The organism is Pseudoduganella danionis (genome assembly GCF_009720775.1).
Taxonomy (GTDB): Bacteria; Pseudomonadota; Gammaproteobacteria; order Burkholderiales; family Burkholderiaceae_D; genus Rugamonas; species Rugamonas danionis.
The window spans coordinates 56,858-73,072 of record NZ_WNKW01000004.1 but is presented as its reverse complement, the minus strand read 5'-3'; the positions used below and the strand labels follow the sequence as shown (position 1 = coordinate 73,072).

Annotated in this window: 17 protein-coding genes; 8 read left to right on the top strand and 9 right to left on the bottom strand. The window is 59.8% G+C overall.

The features are described from left to right. Positions 1–70 precede the first annotated feature (70 nt). The 4 genes from GM655_RS14765 to petA form a co-directional block, all read right to left on the bottom strand. Complete coding sequence (locus GM655_RS14765) at positions 71–682, bottom strand: glutathione S-transferase N-terminal domain-containing protein (RefSeq protein WP_072788101.1); 612 nt, start codon at positions 680–682, stop codon at positions 71–73. 121 nt (positions 683–803) lie between these two features. Then, a complete protein-coding gene (locus GM655_RS14760; RefSeq protein ID WP_155435451.1) occupies positions 804–1,568 on the bottom strand; it encodes a cytochrome c1 in 765 nt (254 codons plus the stop codon). Positions 1,569–1,600: 32 nt separating this feature from the next. Further along, the gene (locus GM655_RS14755; RefSeq protein WP_155435450.1) at positions 1,601–3,013 is read right to left on the bottom strand and encodes a cytochrome b; all 1,413 of its coding nucleotides are present in this window, start codon (positions 3,011–3,013) and stop codon (positions 1,601–1,603) included. 3 nt (positions 3,014–3,016) lie between these two features. After that, positions 3,017–3,625 carry a ubiquinol-cytochrome c reductase iron-sulfur subunit gene (petA, locus tag GM655_RS14750; protein ID WP_155435449.1) on the bottom strand — a complete coding sequence of 203 codons (609 nt, stop codon included), beginning with the start codon at positions 3,623–3,625 and terminating at the stop codon, positions 3,017–3,019. Positions 3,626–3,991: 366 nt separating this feature from the next. On the opposite strand from petA, the gene mscL reads away from it, so the two are divergent. From mscL to GM655_RS14735, 3 genes are read left to right on the top strand one after another with little or no spacing between them, the layout of a single operon-like run. Beyond that, positions 3,992–4,426, top strand: coding sequence for a large conductance mechanosensitive channel protein MscL (mscL, locus tag GM655_RS14745; protein ID WP_155435448.1), 435 nt, complete (start codon positions 3,992–3,994; stop codon positions 4,424–4,426). A 36-nt stretch (positions 4,427–4,462) separates the two neighbouring features. After that, positions 4,463–5,632, top strand: coding sequence for a Do family serine endopeptidase (locus GM655_RS14740; RefSeq protein WP_155435447.1), 1,170 nt, complete (start codon positions 4,463–4,465; stop codon positions 5,630–5,632). Positions 5,633–5,640: 8 nt separating this feature from the next. After that, a complete protein-coding gene (locus GM655_RS14735; RefSeq protein WP_155435446.1) occupies positions 5,641–6,330 on the top strand; it encodes a DUF2461 domain-containing protein in 690 nt (229 codons plus the stop codon). 80 nt (positions 6,331–6,410) lie between these two features. Here GM655_RS14735 and GM655_RS14730 read toward each other — a convergent pair whose 3' ends face one another. The 5 genes from GM655_RS14730 to GM655_RS14710 form a co-directional block, all read right to left on the bottom strand. Further along, positions 6,411–7,448, bottom strand: coding sequence for an NAD(P)H-dependent glycerol-3-phosphate dehydrogenase (locus GM655_RS14730; RefSeq protein ID WP_155435445.1), 1,038 nt, complete (start codon positions 7,446–7,448; stop codon positions 6,411–6,413). Between the two features lie 42 nt (positions 7,449–7,490). Next, positions 7,491–7,934 carry an SH3 domain-containing protein gene (locus tag GM655_RS14725; RefSeq protein ID WP_155435444.1) on the bottom strand — a complete coding sequence of 148 codons (444 nt, stop codon included), beginning with the start codon at positions 7,932–7,934 and terminating at the stop codon, positions 7,491–7,493. 107 nt (positions 7,935–8,041) lie between these two features. Continuing rightward, complete coding sequence (secB, locus tag GM655_RS14720; protein ID WP_155435443.1) at positions 8,042–8,527, bottom strand: protein-export chaperone SecB; 486 nt, start codon at positions 8,525–8,527, stop codon at positions 8,042–8,044. Positions 8,528–8,678: 151 nt separating this feature from the next. Further along, positions 8,679–8,939: a glutaredoxin 3 gene (gene grxC, locus GM655_RS14715; protein WP_155435442.1), complete on the bottom strand. Its 261-nt coding sequence runs from the start codon at positions 8,937–8,939 to the stop codon at positions 8,679–8,681. A 14-nt stretch (positions 8,940–8,953) separates the two neighbouring features. Next, entirely contained in the window at positions 8,954–9,355 is a 402-nt protein-coding gene (locus tag GM655_RS14710) for a rhodanese-like domain-containing protein (RefSeq protein WP_371866830.1), read from the bottom strand. Between the two features lie 106 nt (positions 9,356–9,461). Here GM655_RS14710 and gpmA point away from each other — a divergent pair, with 106 nt between their 5' ends. The 5 genes from gpmA to GM655_RS14685 all read left to right on the top strand — a co-directional run bounded on the left by gpmA (position 9,462) and on the right by GM655_RS14685 (position 16,121). Continuing rightward, positions 9,462–10,208: a 2,3-diphosphoglycerate-dependent phosphoglycerate mutase gene (gpmA, locus tag GM655_RS14705; protein ID WP_155435440.1), complete on the top strand. Its 747-nt coding sequence runs from the start codon at positions 9,462–9,464 to the stop codon at positions 10,206–10,208. A gap of 73 nt (positions 10,209–10,281) precedes the next feature. Beyond that, positions 10,282–11,691 carry a murein hydrolase activator EnvC family protein gene (locus GM655_RS14700; RefSeq protein WP_371866864.1) on the top strand — a complete coding sequence of 470 codons (1,410 nt, stop codon included), beginning with the start codon at positions 10,282–10,284 and terminating at the stop codon, positions 11,689–11,691. Between the two features lie 14 nt (positions 11,692–11,705). Continuing rightward, on the top strand, positions 11,706–13,226 hold the full coding sequence (locus GM655_RS14695) for a S41 family peptidase (protein WP_155435439.1): 1,521 nt from the start codon (positions 11,706–11,708) through the stop codon (positions 13,224–13,226). Further along, complete coding sequence (locus tag GM655_RS14690; RefSeq protein WP_155435438.1) at positions 13,223–13,981, top strand: HesA/MoeB/ThiF family protein; 759 nt, start codon at positions 13,223–13,225, stop codon at positions 13,979–13,981. Before GM655_RS14695 ends, GM655_RS14690 begins: the two co-directional genes overlap by 4 nt. 22 nt (positions 13,982–14,003) lie before the next feature. Then, positions 14,004–16,121 (top strand): amidohydrolase family protein, encoded by a 2,118-nt coding sequence (locus tag GM655_RS14685; protein ID WP_229632588.1) that lies wholly within the window; start codon positions 14,004–14,006, stop codon positions 16,119–16,121. The last annotated feature ends 94 nt before the right edge of the window (positions 16,122–16,215 follow it).

The window sequence follows — 16,215 nt, the reverse complement described above, 5'->3', positions numbered from 1 at the left end:
TAAAACCCGGCGCGCCGCCAGACCGAGCCAGCAAACGCGCCGATAGACTTCAAGAACAGCGGTGCTGCGCTTAGCGGCGCATTACCTTTTCCGACGGGGTCAGCGCTTCGATATAGGCTGGGCGCGAGAAGATGCGCTCGGCGTACTTCATCAGCGGTGCCGCGGTTTTCGACAGTTCGATGCCGTAGTGGTCGAGGCGCCACAGCAGCGGGGCCACGGCTACGTCCAGCATGGAGAACTCGTCGCCCAGCATGTACTTGTTCTTCAGGAACAGCGGTGCCAGCGTGGTCAGGCGGTCGCGGATTTCAGCGCGGGCCTTGTCGTGGCTCTTGTCGTTGCCCTTGGCGCGCTCGCTTTCCAGCGTGTGCACGTGCACGAACAGTTCTTTTTCGAAGTTGAACAGCATCAGACGGGCACGCGCGCGCATCAGCGGGTCGGCCGGCATCAGTTGCGGGTGCGGGAAACGCTCGTCGATGTACTCGTTGATGATGTTCGATTCGTACAGAATCAGTTCACGTTCCACCAGAATCGGCACCTGACCATAAGGATTCATGGTCGAAATGTCTTCCGGCTTGTTGAACAGGTCAACGTCGCGCACTTCGAAGTCCATGCCTTTTTCAAACAGGACCAGACGGCAGCGTTGCGAAAATGGGCAGGTCGTACCCGAGTAGAGAACCATCATTTTTTATAGTTCCTTAGAAACAAAAAGGATGACGCCGCGAACGGCTCATCCTGAATCGATCGCCCGCCAGTGCGGGCATCGCAAAAACAAGCGCCGGCGAACCGGCGCTCTCGATTTGGTTTTACTTCACTTCTTTCCAGAAGGACGCGTTCAAACGCCATGCCAGGAAGGCGAACAAGGCCATGAACATGACCACCACGACACCGAGTTTCTTACGGGTAGCAGCAGCCGGTTCGGCCATCCACTCCATGTAACCGACCAGATCGCCGACAGCATTGTCGTAATCGATCTTGCTCAGTTTCCCTGGAGTAATTTGTTCGAAGCCATCGAACTGGTGCGTCATTTTACCGGCTTCGTGCGGATCCGGCACTTCCTTCATTTTAACCTTTTGTTCACCTTGCAGCTCCCACAGCACATGCGGCATCGCTGCATTGTTCAGAACCAGGTTGTTCCAGCCGGTCGGGCGGGTGTCATCCTTGTAGAACGTGCGCAGGTAGGTGTACAGGTAGTCGGCGCCGCTGCCGGCGTTCGATGCCTTGGCACGGGCGATCACCGACAGATCCGGTGGTACCACGCCGAACCATGCTTTCGCATCTTTGGCCTGCATGGTGGTGGTCATCATTTCGCCCACTTTTTCACCAGTAAACAACAGGTTAGCCTTGATCTGGTCTTCCGTCAGACCGAGGTCCTTGAGGCGGTTGTAACGCATCGAGGACGCATTATGGCAGTTCAGGCAGTAATTGACGAACAGTTTCGCGCCATTCTGCAGGGCAGCCATGTTGTTGGAACGGTCCGGGGCCTTGTCGAGAGCGACGCCGCCTTCGTTGGCCAGTGCCAGTGCCGGCACCAGAGCCAGCATGGCGAGCAGTTTTTTAGGGAAATTCATGTAATGTCCTTTTTATACTTTAGCCAAGTCGATCAGTGCGCGTGGAATACCACGCGGTCCGGCACTTTCTTGAACGTGCCCATGGCGCTCCACCAAGGCATGAACAGGAAGAAGCTAAAGTAGAGCAGCGTGCAGACTTGCGAAATAATTGTACGGCCTTCCGTTGGAGGCAGGGTACCCAGGTAGCCCAGCGTCAGGAAGCTCAGGAAGAACACGGCGTACACATATTTGTGCCAGCTTGGACGATAGCGGATCGATTTGACCGGCGATTTATCCAGCCAAGGCAGGAAGGCCAGAATCACCACCGAACCACCGAAGAACACCACGCCCCAGAATTTCGCATCGAGTACCTGTGGCAGCATGCCGACCACGGCCACCAGAGCGATCGCGGCGATCGCGGTCTTGGTGGTACGGGCCAGATTCGACTTCAGCCACACGAAGCTGACGTAGCCAGCGACGAAGAACATCAGTACCCACATGAAGTCTGCGGTCGTTGCACGCAGCACCGAGTAGAACGCCGTGAAGTACCAGGTAGGCGCAATGTGCAGCGGGGTTTTCAGCGAATCGCCCGGCAGGAAGTTGTTGTATTCCAGGAAATAACCGCCCATTTCCGGCGCGAAGAACACCACGGCGCTGAAGATGGTCAGGAAGATCGATACGCCGAACAGATCGTGCACGGTGTAGTAAGGGTGGGAAGGAATCGAATCCACTGGGTGGCCATCGGCGCCCAGGTTTTCTTTTACTTCGATACCGTCAGGGTTGCTCGAACCCACTTCGTGCAGTGCGATCAGGTGAGCTGCAACCAGACCCAGCAGAACCAGCGGAATCGCGATCACGTGGAAGGCGAAGAAGCGGTTCAGGGTAGCGTCGGACACCACGTAGTCACCACGGATCCACAGCGACAGGTCAGGGCCGATCAGAGGAATCGCACCGAACAGGTTGACGATCACCTGGGCGCCCCAGTACGACATCTGGCCCCATGGCAGCAGGTAGCCGAAGAACGCTTCGGCCATCAGGCACAGGAAGATGGCGAAACCGAACAGCCAGATCAGTTCACGGGGCTTGCGGTACGAGCCGTACAGCAGACCGCGCGTCATGTGCAGGTAGACGATGATGAAGAACGACGAAGCGCCGGTCGAGTGCATATAGCGCACCAGCCAGCCCCACGGTACTTCGCGCATGATGTATTCCACCGAAGCGAAGGCCAGCAGCGCGTCCGGTTTGTAGTGCATGGTCAGGAAGATACCGGTGACGATCTGCAGCACCAGTACCAGCATGGCCAGCGAGCCGAAGATGTACCAGAAGTTGAAGTTTTTAGGAGCGTAGTATTTGCCCCATTGGTCGTTCCACAGTTTGCTCAGCGGGAAGCGGTCATCGACCCAGCCCAGGGCTTTTTGTGCAGCCGGCGCGTCGGCCGGGAATTTGGTCTCTTTGAAAGCCGCCATGATTTATGCCTCGCCTTTCTCGTCTTTACCGATCACCAGCTTGGTGTCGCTCAGGAACATGTGACGCGGAACCTGCAGATTGTCCGGTGCCGGTTTGTTCTTGAACACGCGGCCAGCCATGTCGAAGGTCGAACCGTGGCATGGGCACAGGAAGCCGCCTTCCCAGTCGTCCGGCAGCGATGGCTGCGGGCCCGGGGTGAATTTCGACGATGGCGAGCAGCCCAGGTGGGTGCAGATACCGACGGCCACCAGAATTTCCGGTTTGCGCGAGCGGTGTTCATTGCGGGCATATTCCGGGGTGAATTCGTCCGGATTACGTTTCGATTCAGCGTCGGCCACTTTGCCGTCGGTGTTTTTCAGCGAGGCGATCATCTCAGGCGTACGCTTGATGATCCAGACCGGCTTACCGCGCCATTCTACGGTCTTCATTTCGCCCGGATTGAGGCTGCCAATATCCACTTCTACCGGTGCGCCGGCGGCCTTGGCGCGCTCGGACGGCTGGAACGTACTTACCAACGCGCCAGCGGTTGCCAGCCCCACTACACCACCCGCCGCGCCAGTAGCGACGAGCAATCCGCGTCGGCCGGAATCGACCTGCTTTTCGTTACTCATACAAACCCCAATCAGTCAAAGTGCGAACAAAATCCGAAACCGCATACACCAAAATCGGAAGCGAAAACTCCCTATACGGAGCTTCTTGCAACCTTAAATTATAGGGTAAGCAGATTTCGAACTAAAGAAAAAATCCTCCTCGGGCCCCGCATGTTGCTGCAGAATGCGCCGTTGTGCGCTTGAATTCTGCAGGGTGATGCCCTACTTGGGGGCGCACAAACGGTAGATATTGATGCAAGACAAATTTATAGCCTAAAACCGCACCAAAAAGCGCATCTGATAGCGGTGTTTTGAATCTGATTGAAAAAATAGTATGATCCAAGCGCGGTTTTGTTCACAATTGACCACACAGCGGGGATAAAGACTATGGCAATGATGCAGGAATTTAAAGAATTCGCGATGAAGGGCAACGTGGTCGATCTGGCCGTCGGTGTGATCATCGGCGGAGCTTTCGGCAAGATCGTGGACTCGCTGGTTGCCGATATCATCATGCCACCTATCGGTAAGCTGTTCGGCGGTCTGGACTTTGCCAACTACTACATCGGCCTCAACGGCCAGGCCTCGAATCTGAGTCTGGTGGAAGCCAAGAAACTGGGCGCCGTATTCGCTTACGGTAACTTCGCCACCATCCTGCTCAACTTCATCATTCTGGCGTTCGTGATCTTCCAGATGGTGCGGCTGATGAACAAGGCGCGCAACCTCAGCCACAAGCAGGCAGAAGAGGCCGCCGAGGCGGCACCAGCGCCGGTGCCCGAAGACATCGCCCTGCTGCGCGAAATCCGCGACTCCCTGAAAAAATAACCAGCTGCCGTCCGTGTGACGGCAAGGCCTACGGCGATGCGACGACTCTGGTTATTGTTTGCCCAAACGGTGACCGTGTTACTGGCACTGTATATGGTGTACACCGCCGTAGGACCGGAGCGGCGCCAGCCCGCACGTCCGCAGCAGATGGGCGATGCCGAGCATCCGGCCGTGATGCTGGAAGCGCGGCCGGCCAAGGCGCCGACTGCCGCCGCCGGTTCCTATCGCGCGGCCGCGGCACGCGCGATGCCGGCCGTGGTCAACATCCTGACCAGCAAGAAGCCCAAGCGCGGCAAGCATCCGCTGCTGCGCGATCCGTTCTTCAAGAAATTCTTTGGCGACCGCGACCATGACGGCGAGGCCGATGAAGACGAGTCCAGTCTTGGTTCGGGCGTGATCGTTTCGGCCGAAGGCTATATCCTCACCAACAACCATGTGGTGGAAGCGGCCGACGAAATCGAAGTGGTGCTGGCCGATGGGCGCAAAGCTGCGGCCAAGGTGGTGGGCACGGACCCGGAAACCGATCTGGCCGTCATCAAGATCAGCCTGGAAAAACTGCCCGTGATGGTGCTGGGGCAGGTGGAACAGGTACAGGTGGGCGATGTGGTGTTAGCAATCGGCAATCCGTTCGGCGTGGGCCAGACAGTGACCATGGGCATCATCTCCGCGCTGGGCCGCAACAATCTGCACATCAACCATTTCGAGAATTTCATACAGACGGACGCTGCCATCAACTTCGGTAATTCCGGTGGCGCGCTGATCGATACCAATGGCAATCTGCTCGGTATCAATTCCGCCATCTATTCGCAGACGGGCGGCTCGATAGGCATAGGTTTTGCCATTCCCGTTTCCACCGCCAAATCGGTGATGGAAGCCATCATCAAGAACGGGCAGGTAGTGCGTGGCTGGCTCGGCGTGGAGACGCAGGAAATTACGCCGGAACTGGCCAGCAGCTTCGGCCTCAAACGCCAGAGCGGCGCCATCATCGCCGGTGTGGTGAAGAATGGTCCGGCCGATCATGGCGGCGTGAAACCGGGCGATATCCTGCTGACCGTGAACGAGCAGGCGATTACCGATACCAACCAGATGCTGAACGTGATCGCCCAGTTGGTGCCGGGCGAAAAAGCCAGCCTCAAAGTGTTACGCAAGAATCAGGAAAGCACGCTCACCGTACAGGTGGGCAAGCGTCCCAGCAGCAAGCGATAAGGAAGCCCATGCATTTACGCGATCTCAAACATTTTCTGTCCGAACTGACCGAGAACAATAACCGGCCATGGTTCATCATGAACAAGCCCCGTTACGACATCCTGCGCGCGGAATTCCTGCAGGTTGTGACGGAGATGATTGCCGAACTCGGCAAATTCGATCCGGCCGTGAAGTTCTGCGATCCGAAGAAAGCCATGTTCCGCATCAACCGCGACGTGCGCTTTGCCCACGACAAAAGCCCGTACAAGACGCGCTTTTCGGCGGCAGTAGCGCCCAACGACATGCGCCGCCCGAGCAAGGCTGGTGGCCCGACCTACTACATGCAGATCGATGCTGCGGGCCGTCTGCTGTTCGGCGCCGGTGAATACATGCCGCCGCCACCGCGCCTGAAAGCGCTGCGCCAGCTGATGGTGGACGATGCGGCCGGTTTCACTAAAGTGTTGAAAAACAAGAAGTTGCGCGCGACTTTCGGCGATATCCAGAACGAAGGCAAGCTGCAGCGCCCGCCCAAAGGCTTCGATCCCGAGCACGAGCACATCGAGTACATCAAGCTCAAGAGTTTCTTCGTCTGGACTGAAATCGATCTGCCGCTGAACCAGCCGGAACTGCTGGTGCCCACGCTGGTCAGCGGGCTGAAAGATGCCTATCCGCTGGTGCAGTGGATGCGCACGGCGAAAGAGGAAGTTAGCGAGGAATAAGGGGTGGCGGGGCGCTCGCCCCGCCAGCGGCCAGCCGGCACGGCTGGCCTTGGCCTGAGTGTTGCCGGACTCGTGCCAGATTAGCGCTGTACGGCTTCGTCGCGCGGATCGCGCGCGAGCAGGCGCGCCACCATCACTTGCGGCTGGTCGCCATCGAACAGCACGCCGGCCACGGCATTGGTAATCGGCATGTCTACGCCGAGTTTGGCCGCCAGTTCGCGCACGGCCTTGGCACAAGGCACGCCTTCGGCCACATGTCCCAGCTCCTGCACGATCTGCTCGAGCGCCTTGCCCTGGGCCAGCCCCAGACCCACGCGACGGTTGCGCGACAGATCGCCCGTGCAGGTCAGGATCAGGTCGCCCATGCCGGTCAGGCCCATAAAGGTTTCCGTCTGCCCGCCCAGCGTGGTGCCCAGACGGGTGATTTCGGCCAGCCCGCGCGTAATCAGGGCGGCACGCGCATTCAGGCCCAGCCCCAGCCCGTCGGCCACGCCGGTAGCGATGGCCAGCACGTTCTTGACGGCGCCACCGACTTCCACGCCTGCCAGATCGGTACTCGAATAGACGCGCAGATTGCCGCCGTGCACAGTGGCCACCACGCGTTCGCGCAAAGCGGCGTCATTTGATGCAATGGTCAGGGCACAAGGCAGGCCGCGTGCCACTTCCTGCGCAAAAGAAGGACCGGACAGGGCGCCACCGGCCACGCTGTCGCCGAGTAGCTCGCGCACGATCTGGTGCGGCAGCAGGCCCGTCTCGTACTCGAAGCCTTTGCACAGCCACACCACATTCGGTATCGGGTAAGCCTTGAGTTGCGCCAGCAGGGGGCGCAGACCGGCCACGGGGCAGGCCGCAATCAGCAGGCTGTCAGGGTTGGCCACGTGGGCCAGCGCGGCAGCGAAATCGCCGCTGACCTTGAGGCCGGCAGGGAAGGGCTGATCGGGCAGGTAATCCTGGTTGACGCGCGCTGCGGCCATGGCGGCCATGGCAGCACTGTTGCGGCCCCACAGCAGCACATCGTGACGCTGGGCCAGCGCCATGGCAACGGCCGTGCCCCAGGCGCCAGCGCCCAGCACGGTGACCTGACGGACGCCCGTCGTTTGTTTAGTTGAATCTTGCATACTACCTCGTTGGCCAGACGGCGCACGCGCGCCGTGGCAACATTATATGCCCCAGACTTCGTTGCTCTTGACGTAACCGCTCAGGCCGTCACGATGACGCACCTTGATCCAGCCATTGGCGGCCGGTTCCAGTACTTCGAGCAGTACGCCTTTGTCGGCGCTGAAAGCAGGGCTGGCATTGTCCTCGGCCGTAGCGCGCACTTTGGCATTGGCCACGCGGACGATGACGTTGTGTTTGGCACTGAGGCCTTTGGCTTCAGTCCACGCCAGTTCGCCGTTCACATCGCGTACCTTGAGCCAGTCGCCATAGGCCAGCACCACTTCCAGTGGTGCGCCACGCGGCACGACATACAGCTTGCCGCCTTTGGACGACGGCGCGTCATACAGGATCACAGGGGCGGCACCCACGGTTTTGAAGTCGAACGCATGGCTGCTGGTCGCGGCCAGCATCAGGGATAGACTGATCAGAAAGCGGGGAAGGGTCATGGCATGCCTAGCAACGGATGGGAGCGCAGGTGCTCACTATCGGTATCGGGGGTGTTGCAGCTGCCGGACGGGCGTCCGGCAGCAGGAACCAGCCAGCTAAGACTTGCTTAGTGGGTGGTAGCGCCGTCAGCGCCTTCAGCTGGTGCAGCAGCAGCGGCTTCAGCCATTGCTTGCAGACGTTGCTGGTAGAACACTTCGAAGTTGATTTCGGCCAGATGTACTGGAGGGAAACCAGCGCGGGTGATCACGTCAGCGATGTTGGCACGCAGGTAAGGGTAAACGATGTTAGGGCAACCGATGCCCAGCAGCGGATCCAGCTGTTCAGCAGGAATGTTGCGTGCTTCGAAGATACCGGCTTGTTTGCCTTCTACCAGGAAAGCGACCTTGTCTTTGACTTTGGCGGTCACGGTGATGGTGACGGTCGACTCGAAGATGCCTTCGGCCAGTGGCGTAGCGCCTACGTCCAGAGCGACTTCGATGCTAGGAGCTTCTTGTTCCAGGAAGATCGCTGGGGAATTTGGTTGTTCCAGCGACAGGTCCTTCAGGTAGACGCGTTGGATTTGGAAAACTGGTTGTTGATTTTCGTCGGACATGGAACGCTTTCGTTGTAGTGAAATCGAGCGGCTGGCGCCGCTCCGAGAATGTTTGCTTGGTTGAACTGCCATCCAAACGCGAGGGCAATTGTATCAAAATCATTATGATTTCAAAGCTTTTCAACCCTGCCGACGTTGTATTTGGTGGCGCTTAGCCATTTAACAAGGGGGTGAGGCCACCCGCTTGATCGAGCGCATACAGATCATCGAAACCGCCCACGTGGGTGTCGCCGATATAAATCTGCGGCACGGTACGGCGGCCAGTCTTCTCCATCATGGCCATGCGCTGTTCCGGGTCCAGATCGACGCGGATCTTTTCCAGCGCGGTCACGCCCTTGGCTTCCAGCAGGCGCTCGGCACGTACGCAATATGGGCATACGGCAGTGGTGTACATGATTACACGGGCAGTCATGAGATTTCCTTCCTTTATTTCACCAGCGGCAGGTTGGCCTTTTGCCATGCAGCAACACCGCCATCCAGATTGACCACGTCGGTGAAGCCCGCTTTCAGCAGTTTGCCCGCAGCCGCACCGGAGCGCGCACCGCTGTGGCAGACCAGAATCACGCATTTGCTCTTGGCTTTTTCCAGTTCGCCGATACGGCTGTCCAGATCGGCCAGCGGAATATTTTTAGCGTTAGCCAAATGACCAGTAGCAAATTCCGTTGCGTCGCGTACATCAACAATGGTGGCTTTGCCGCCATTTATCAAGACCGTGACTTCGTGTGCCGTGGCGCGTTTGCCGCGCTGGGTGAGCACAGGCCAGAGCAGAGCACCGCCCGAAAGAGCCACGATGCCGATGACGAAAATATTATCAATGAAGAATTTCACAGGGATCCAATGGTTTAACTTAATCCGCGCATTATAAAATAGAAGCTGGAAGAGTTCTTGCAGTACCGGTTTTCCGTCCCGTTCACACTTTTTGAAGATAGTTCACATGTATAAAATCGTATTCATGCGCCATGGCGAGTCCACCTGGAACCTCTCGAACCGTTTCACCGGCTGGACCGATGTTGATCTGACCGAGAAAGGCGTGAGCGAAGCCAAAGCCGCCGGCAAAGTACTCAAAGATGCCGGTTACAGCTTCGATCTGGCCTACACCTCGGTACTCAAGCGCGCGATCCGCACGCTGTGGCTGGCCATGGACGAGATGGATATGATGTATCTGCCAGTGAAAAACGACTGGCGCCTGAACGAGCGTCACTACGGCGCGCTGCAGGGTCTGGACAAAGCTGAAACGGCGGCCAAATATGGCGACGATCAGGTGCTGGTATGGCGCCGCAGCTACGACACCCCGCCGCCAGCGCTGGAAGCCGGTGACGACCGCACCTCGTTCAACGACCCGCGCTACGCCGGCCTCTCCAAGGATCAGATTCCGCTGACCGAGTGCCTGAAAGACACCGTCGCGCGCGTCATGCCGGCCTGGGAAGAAGAAATCGCCCCGGCCATCCGCGCTGGCAAGAAAATCATCATTTCGGCCCACGGCAACAGCCTGCGCGCGCTGATCAAGATGCTGGATGGCATTAGCGATAACGATATCGTCGGCCTCAACATCCCTAACGGTCAGCCGCTCGTGTACGAACTGGATGAGAACCTGAAACCGATCCGTCACTACTATCTGGGCGACGCCGAAGCCATCGCTGCAGCGCAGGCTGCTGTGGCTAACCAGGGTAAGGCCAAGTAATTTGTCTCATACTGCTCTCCCACGCTGGCGCGCCGCCCTGCAGCGCGCCGCAGTGCCATCGTTAGTCGCCGCGCTGCTGCTTGCCCTGCCGTTGCAGGGTGCGCACGCTGTCACCTTCGGCAAGACCACGGAACGCAGCAAGCAGAAGGCGGCGGCCGAGGCCGAGCGCGCCGGCTTGCAGCAGAAGCTCAGTGCGCTCAAGAAGGACATCAGCAAGACGGAAAGTGCCAAGGACGATGCGGCCGATACGCTGGCCGAATCGGAGCAGGCGATTTCCGACGCCAACCGTTCGCTGCGCGAGCTGGCGCAGGAGCAGGACGCTACCAATGTGCGGCTACAGCAACTGGCGGCCGAACATGAGCGGCTGGCACAGGTGGTGGGGCAGCAGAAGCAGCAGCTAGCCAGGCTGCTGCGCGAGCAGTATGTGGCCGGTAACGAAGACCGCATCAAGCTGCTGCTGTCGGGCGATAACCCCAACCGCATCAACCGCGATCTGCAGATGATGGCCTATGTGTCGCAGGCTCAGGCGCGCTTGCTGGAATCGCTGCGCGCCAACCTGAAAGCGGTGGAAACCAATCAGGCCGACGCGGAAAACGCCAAGGAAGAGCTGCAGGAAATCGCCGAAGAGCAGAAGCAGCAGAAGCAGAAACTGGAACAGGAAAAAGGCCGGCGCGCCACGCTGCTGGCCAATCTGTCGAAAAAACTGGTGGCCCAGCGCAAGGAAGCGGGCAATCTGGAACGCGATGAACAGCGTCTGGGCGGGCTGGTGGATAAGCTCAACAAGCTGATCCAGGAACAGGCCATCGCCGCGGCAGCCGAGAAAAAACGTCAGGAACAGTTAGCGGCCGCACGGGCCGAAGCCAAGGCCAAGGCCGAAGCGGAAGCGCGTGCACAGGCCAAGGCCGCCGCCGCCGAGGCCGAGCGCCAGCGGTTGGCACGCGCGAACGGCAGCAAGGCCGGCAGCGTCAAACCGGCGGACGAGCCGAAAGTGGTGGTGCAGAAGCCGGTGGAAGCACCGAAGCCGCAGCCACGCGAGGAAGCAGCGGCCAAACCGGCCGATATTGCGCTCGCGCCTGCCGCGCCGGCCGGCGCTTTCGCCAGCCTGAAAGGGCAGTTGCGCCCGCCCGTGAGCGGCAAACTCGCCGCCCGCTTCGGCAGCAAACGCGGGGATGGGCCTAGCTGGAAGGGCGTGTTCATCCGCGCCAGCGAAGGCACGGGCATACAGGCCATCGCCGCAGGGCGGGTGGTGTTCGCCGACTGGCTGCGCGGTTTCGGCAACCTGATCATCGTCGATCACGGTGGCCAGTACATGAGCATCTACGGGAATAACGAGACGCTGCTTAAACGTATAGGCGAAATCGTCAAACCCGGCGATCAGATCGCCACGGCCGGTAACAGCGGCGGGCAGGAAGAATCGGGTCTATACTTCGAGCTACGCCATCAGGGCGCAGCATTCGATCCGGCTGGCTGGATCAAGTTTTAAGGTTTGCGGGAAAAATGGGCAACAAAGTCAAAAGCATGGTCCTGGTTGGACTGGGAATGGTGGCTGGTGTGGCCATCTCCCTGCAATATCCCGCGATAGCGCAGAAAGCCAGCGGCTCGCCGCTGCCGCTGGAAGAACTGCGCCAGTTATCCGATGTGTTCGGCCTGATCAAAAGCGATTATGTGGAACCCGTCGATGACAAGAAGCTGCTGACGGAAGCCATTTCCGGCATGGTGGCTTCGCTCGATCCCCATTCCGTCTACCTCGATAAGAAGGCCTTTGCGGAAATGCGCGAGACTGTCGAAGGCAAGTTCGTCGGCATCGGCATCGAAGTGGGCATGGAAGATGGCTATCTGAAGGTGGTCTCGCCGATTGAAGATACGCCTGCCTTCAAGGCCGGTATCAAGGCTGGCGACGTGATCACCCGCATCGACAGCACGCCCATCAAAGGCCTGTCGCTCGATGAAAGCGTGAAGAAAATGCGCGGCGAGCCGCGCACCAAGGTGGTGGTCACCATCAGCCGCAAGGATGAAGACAAGCCGCTGGTGCTGACCATCATGCGCGAAGAAATCCGCGTGCAGAGCGTCAAGGCCAAGATCATAGAGCCCGGCTACGCCTGGCTGCGCATCTCGCAGTTCCAGGAGCCGACGGTGGATGACATGGCCAAGAAGCTCAGTGCGCTGTATGCACAGGACCCCCACCTGAAAGGGCTGGTGCTCGATCTGCGCAATGACCCGGGGGGCGTGGTGTCGGGCGCGATCGGCGTCTCCGCCGCCTTCCTGCCGAAAGATGCGGTGGTGGTCTCCACCAATGGCCAGTTGGCCGATTCCAAACAGACCTTTTATGCGCGTCCCGAGTATTACATCGTGCGCGGCAAGAACGACCCGCTGGCCAAGCTGCCCGCCGCGCTGAAAGATGTGCCCATGGTGGTGCTGGTGAATGCCGGCTCGGCCTCGGCCTCGGAAATCGTCGCCGGTGCGCTGCAGGACTACAAGCGCGCCATCATCATGGGTTCGCAGACCTTCGGCAAAGGCTCGGTGCAGACGCTGCGCCAGTTGACGGCGGATACTGCCGTCAAACTCACCACGGCGCGCTACTACACGCCACTCAACCGTTCGATCCAGGCGCGCGGCATCGTGCCCGACGTGCTGGTGGATGAAAGCGCTGATGGTGATGCCATGAAAGGCCTGCGCGTACGCGAAGCCGATCTGCAGAAGCACCTGAATAACGAAGGCGATGGCGCGGCCGCCCAGCAGCAAGGGCCGCAGCGCGACGAGCTGGAAGAAGATCTGCGTGCCGCCGCGCTGGCGAAGAAGTCCAAGCCGGTGGAATTCGGCTCCAAGGATGACTTCCAGCTGCAGCAGGCGCTGCGCCACTTCAAAGGCTTGCCGGTGCAGTTGTCCAAGGCGGACGGACCGGCCGTGGCCGCAACGGCTGCTTCGGCGGCTTCCGCCTCCGCTGCAGCATCGGCCTCGGCTGCCGCCAAGGCGGCTTCCGCTGCCAGTGCCAAGTCCGCACCAGCGCCACGGCCATGAACGACCAGCAACTGCTGCGCTATTCGCGCCATATTCTGCTCGACCAGATCGGCATCGAAGGCCAGCAAAAGCTGCTGGCCGCGCGTGCGCTGGTGATTGGTGCAGGCGGCCTAGGTTCACCTGCTGCCATGTATCTGGCGTCAGCCGGGGTAGGGCAGATCACGCTGGTCGATAACGATACGGTGGACCTGACCAATCTGCAGCGCCAGATCGCCCATACTACCGAGCGGGTAGGCCAGCCCAAGGCAGAATCGGCGCGCCAGACGCTGGGCCAGATCAATCCTGAAATTCAAGTCATCGCGCTGAATGAGCGCGCCGACGAAGCGCGCCTGCACGCGCTGGTGGCGGAAGCCGATGTGGTACTGGACTGCACCGACAACTTCGCCACCCGCCATGCCGTCAACCGCGCCTGTGTGGCGCTGGGCAAGCCGCTGGTTTCGGGCGCCGTGATCCGTTTCGACGGCCAGATCAGCGTGTTCGACCCGCGCAGCGGCACCCAGCCCTGCTATTCCTGTTTGTTCCCGCAGGATCAGAAATTCGAAGACGTAGCCTGTTCGACCATGGGCGTGTTTGCGCCTCTGGTAGGAGTGATCGGCGCCATGCAGGCGGCCGAAGCACTCAAGCTGTTGATGGACGTCGGGACCTCACTGGCCGGCCGGCTGCTGATGCTCGACGGGCTGTATATGGAGTGGACCAGTATCAGCGTGGCACGCAACGGCGATTGTCCCGTCTGCGCGAGCGGCGCTGCCAAATAATCAACCAGTTAAGGGGACTATCTTGCTGCTCAAACGACTCGCCATTATGCCGCTGGCGCTGGCCGCCGCATTCAGTGCACATGCTGCCAGTACTACCAAGTATCTGATCATCTCCGAAAACGCCAAGCAGATAGGCGCACAGGTCACCGAGCATCTTGACGACGGCAGCACCAAGGTGCGCTTCGAGTTCAAGAACAATGGCCGTGGACCGGATCTGACGGAACAGTTCCGCATGGCGGCCGATGGCAGCATGACGAGCTACAGCGTGCAGGGTAATTCCACCTTCGGCGCCGTGGTCAACGAGCGCTTCGAGCGCAACGGCGATCAGGCGGAATGGAAGTCCACTTCCGAGCAGGGCCAGAAAACCGTCAAGGGCGCAGCCGGCTATCTGCCGCTGAATAGTTCGTTCGAAGTGGTGTCGGCCTATATCGGTGTGCTGGCTGCTGCGCCGGACCACAAGATGGCACTGCTGCCTTCCGGTACGCTGAGCCAGAGCGTGCTCGATACGCTGGAAGTGAGCAGCGCAAGCGGTGCCAAACAGACCGTGCAACTGGTAGCGCAGACGGGCGTGGGCCTGTCGCCGGCGTTTTACTGGGCCACCACAGGCAGCAAACCGCGCCTGTTCGGCGTGATCATTCCCGGCTTTGCGAATATCCTCGAAGAGGGCTGGCAGGGCGCGGCGGCACAGATGGCCGTGCGCCAGAAGCAGGCCGAGAACAAGATGCTGGAAGATCTGGCCAGCAGACTGCAGCATCCGCTCAACGGCTTGACGGTGGTGCGCAATGCGCGCGTGTTCGATAGCGAAAAAGCCGTGGTCGGCGCGCTGTCCGATATCTATCTGCTGCGTGGCCGCATTACTTCGGTGCTGCCAGCCGGTTCGCCGGCGCAGGGCGTGGTCAACAGCATCGATGCGGAAGGCCGCATCGTGCTGCCCGGCCTGTTCGACATGCACGGCCACGTGGACCGCTGGTCTGGTGCGCTGAATATGTCGACGGGCGTGACCAGTGTGCGCGACATGGGTAACGATAACACCCAGTTGCAGGCCATGCTCGATGAAACGGCGGCTGGCAAGCTGCTGGCGCCGCAAGTGGTGCCGGCCGGCTTCCTCGAAGGCGAGAGCCCGTTCAGCGCAAATAACGGCTTTGTCATCAAGGATCTGGCCGAAGCCAAAAAAGCCATAGACTGGTATGCCCAGCATGGCTACCCGCAGTTGAAAATCTATAACTCCTTCCCCAAAGCCATCCTGAAGGACACGGTGGCCTATGCGCACAGCCGCGGCATGCGCGTCTCCGGCCACATTCCGGCCGGCCTGCGCGCGCAGCAAGCGCTGGATGCCGGTTACGACGAAATCCAGCACATCAATCAGGTGCTGCTGAACTTCCTCGTCAAGCCGGACACGGAAACCCGTAACCTGAACCGCTTCGTGCTGCCGGCCGAGAAAGTGGCGGATATGGATTTCAACAGCAAACCCTACAAGGATTTCGTGGCAGGGCTGGTGAAGAAGCAGATTTCCATCGATCCTACCCTGACGGCCTTCGCCTTCCTGCAGCAGCGTGACGGCGACATGAATGAGCCGTATCGCGGCTTTGCGTCCAATATGCCGCCCGATGTGGCGCGCGGCTTCTCCGTGGGCGGCATGAAGATCGAGAATGACGCGGTGTGGAAGCGCTATCAGAAGTCCTACGGCAAGATGATCGAATTCGTCGGCATCATGTACCGCGCCGGCGTGCCTATCGTGGCCGGAACGGACGACATCCCCGGCTTCACCCTGCATTCCGAACTGGCCTTGCTGGTGCAAGCCGGCCTGACACCGGCGCAGGCGCTGCAGGTGGCCACCCGTAATGGTGCGCGCTATACCCGCACCAGCAATGATCGTGGCAGCATCACGCCGGGCAAGCTGGCCGATCTGGTGCTGGTCGATGGCGATCCGACCAAGGATATCGCCGATCTGCGCAAAGTGGCGGCAGTGATTACCCGCGGCTATCTGGTTTCGCCGCGCGAAATCGATGCGGCACTGGGCATTGCGCCTTTCGTCGGTGCCACGCCCAAACTGGTGACCACGCCCGTGGCGGCAGCAGCCGGCGGTGGCAATGAGGGGGCCATGCAGCGCCTCGAAGCAACCACCCGCAAACACGACTAACAGGTAAAACGGCGTAAAGAATGGGCAGCCCTGCTGCCCGTTTAAGTGGCAGCTAAGGCAGGCAACGCAAAAATTGCTGGTATTTAGTCAAGCT

Coding starts and splice junctions, on each gene's coding strand:
- GM655_RS14765 (WP_072788101.1), bottom strand. CDS start 682: ATGATGGTTCTCTACTCGGGTACGACCTGCCCATTTTCGCAACGCTGC.
- GM655_RS14760 (WP_155435451.1), bottom strand. CDS start 1,568: ATGAATTTCCCTAAAAAACTGCTCGCCATGCTGGCTCTGGTGCCGGCA.
- GM655_RS14755 (WP_155435450.1), bottom strand. CDS start 3,013: ATGGCGGCTTTCAAAGAGACCAAATTCCCGGCCGACGCGCCGGCTGCA.
- petA (WP_155435449.1), bottom strand. CDS start 3,625: ATGAGTAACGAAAAGCAGGTCGATTCCGGCCGACGCGGATTGCTCGTC.
- mscL (WP_155435448.1), top strand. CDS start 3,992: ATGGCAATGATGCAGGAATTTAAAGAATTCGCGATGAAGGGCAACGTG.
- GM655_RS14740 (WP_155435447.1), top strand. CDS start 4,463: ATGCGACGACTCTGGTTATTGTTTGCCCAAACGGTGACCGTGTTACTG.
- GM655_RS14735 (WP_155435446.1), top strand. CDS start 5,641: ATGCATTTACGCGATCTCAAACATTTTCTGTCCGAACTGACCGAGAAC.
- GM655_RS14730 (WP_155435445.1), bottom strand. CDS start 7,448: ATGCAAGATTCAACTAAACAAACGACGGGCGTCCGTCAGGTCACCGTG.
- GM655_RS14725 (WP_155435444.1), bottom strand. CDS start 7,934: ATGACCCTTCCCCGCTTTCTGATCAGTCTATCCCTGATGCTGGCCGCG.
- secB (WP_155435443.1), bottom strand. CDS start 8,527: ATGTCCGACGAAAATCAACAACCAGTTTTCCAAATCCAACGCGTCTAC.
- grxC (WP_155435442.1), bottom strand. CDS start 8,939: ATGACTGCCCGTGTAATCATGTACACCACTGCCGTATGCCCATATTGC.
- gpmA (WP_155435440.1), top strand. CDS start 9,462: ATGTATAAAATCGTATTCATGCGCCATGGCGAGTCCACCTGGAACCTC.
- GM655_RS14695 (WP_155435439.1), top strand. CDS start 11,706: ATGGGCAACAAAGTCAAAAGCATGGTCCTGGTTGGACTGGGAATGGTG.
- GM655_RS14690 (WP_155435438.1), top strand. CDS start 13,223: ATGAACGACCAGCAACTGCTGCGCTATTCGCGCCATATTCTGCTCGAC.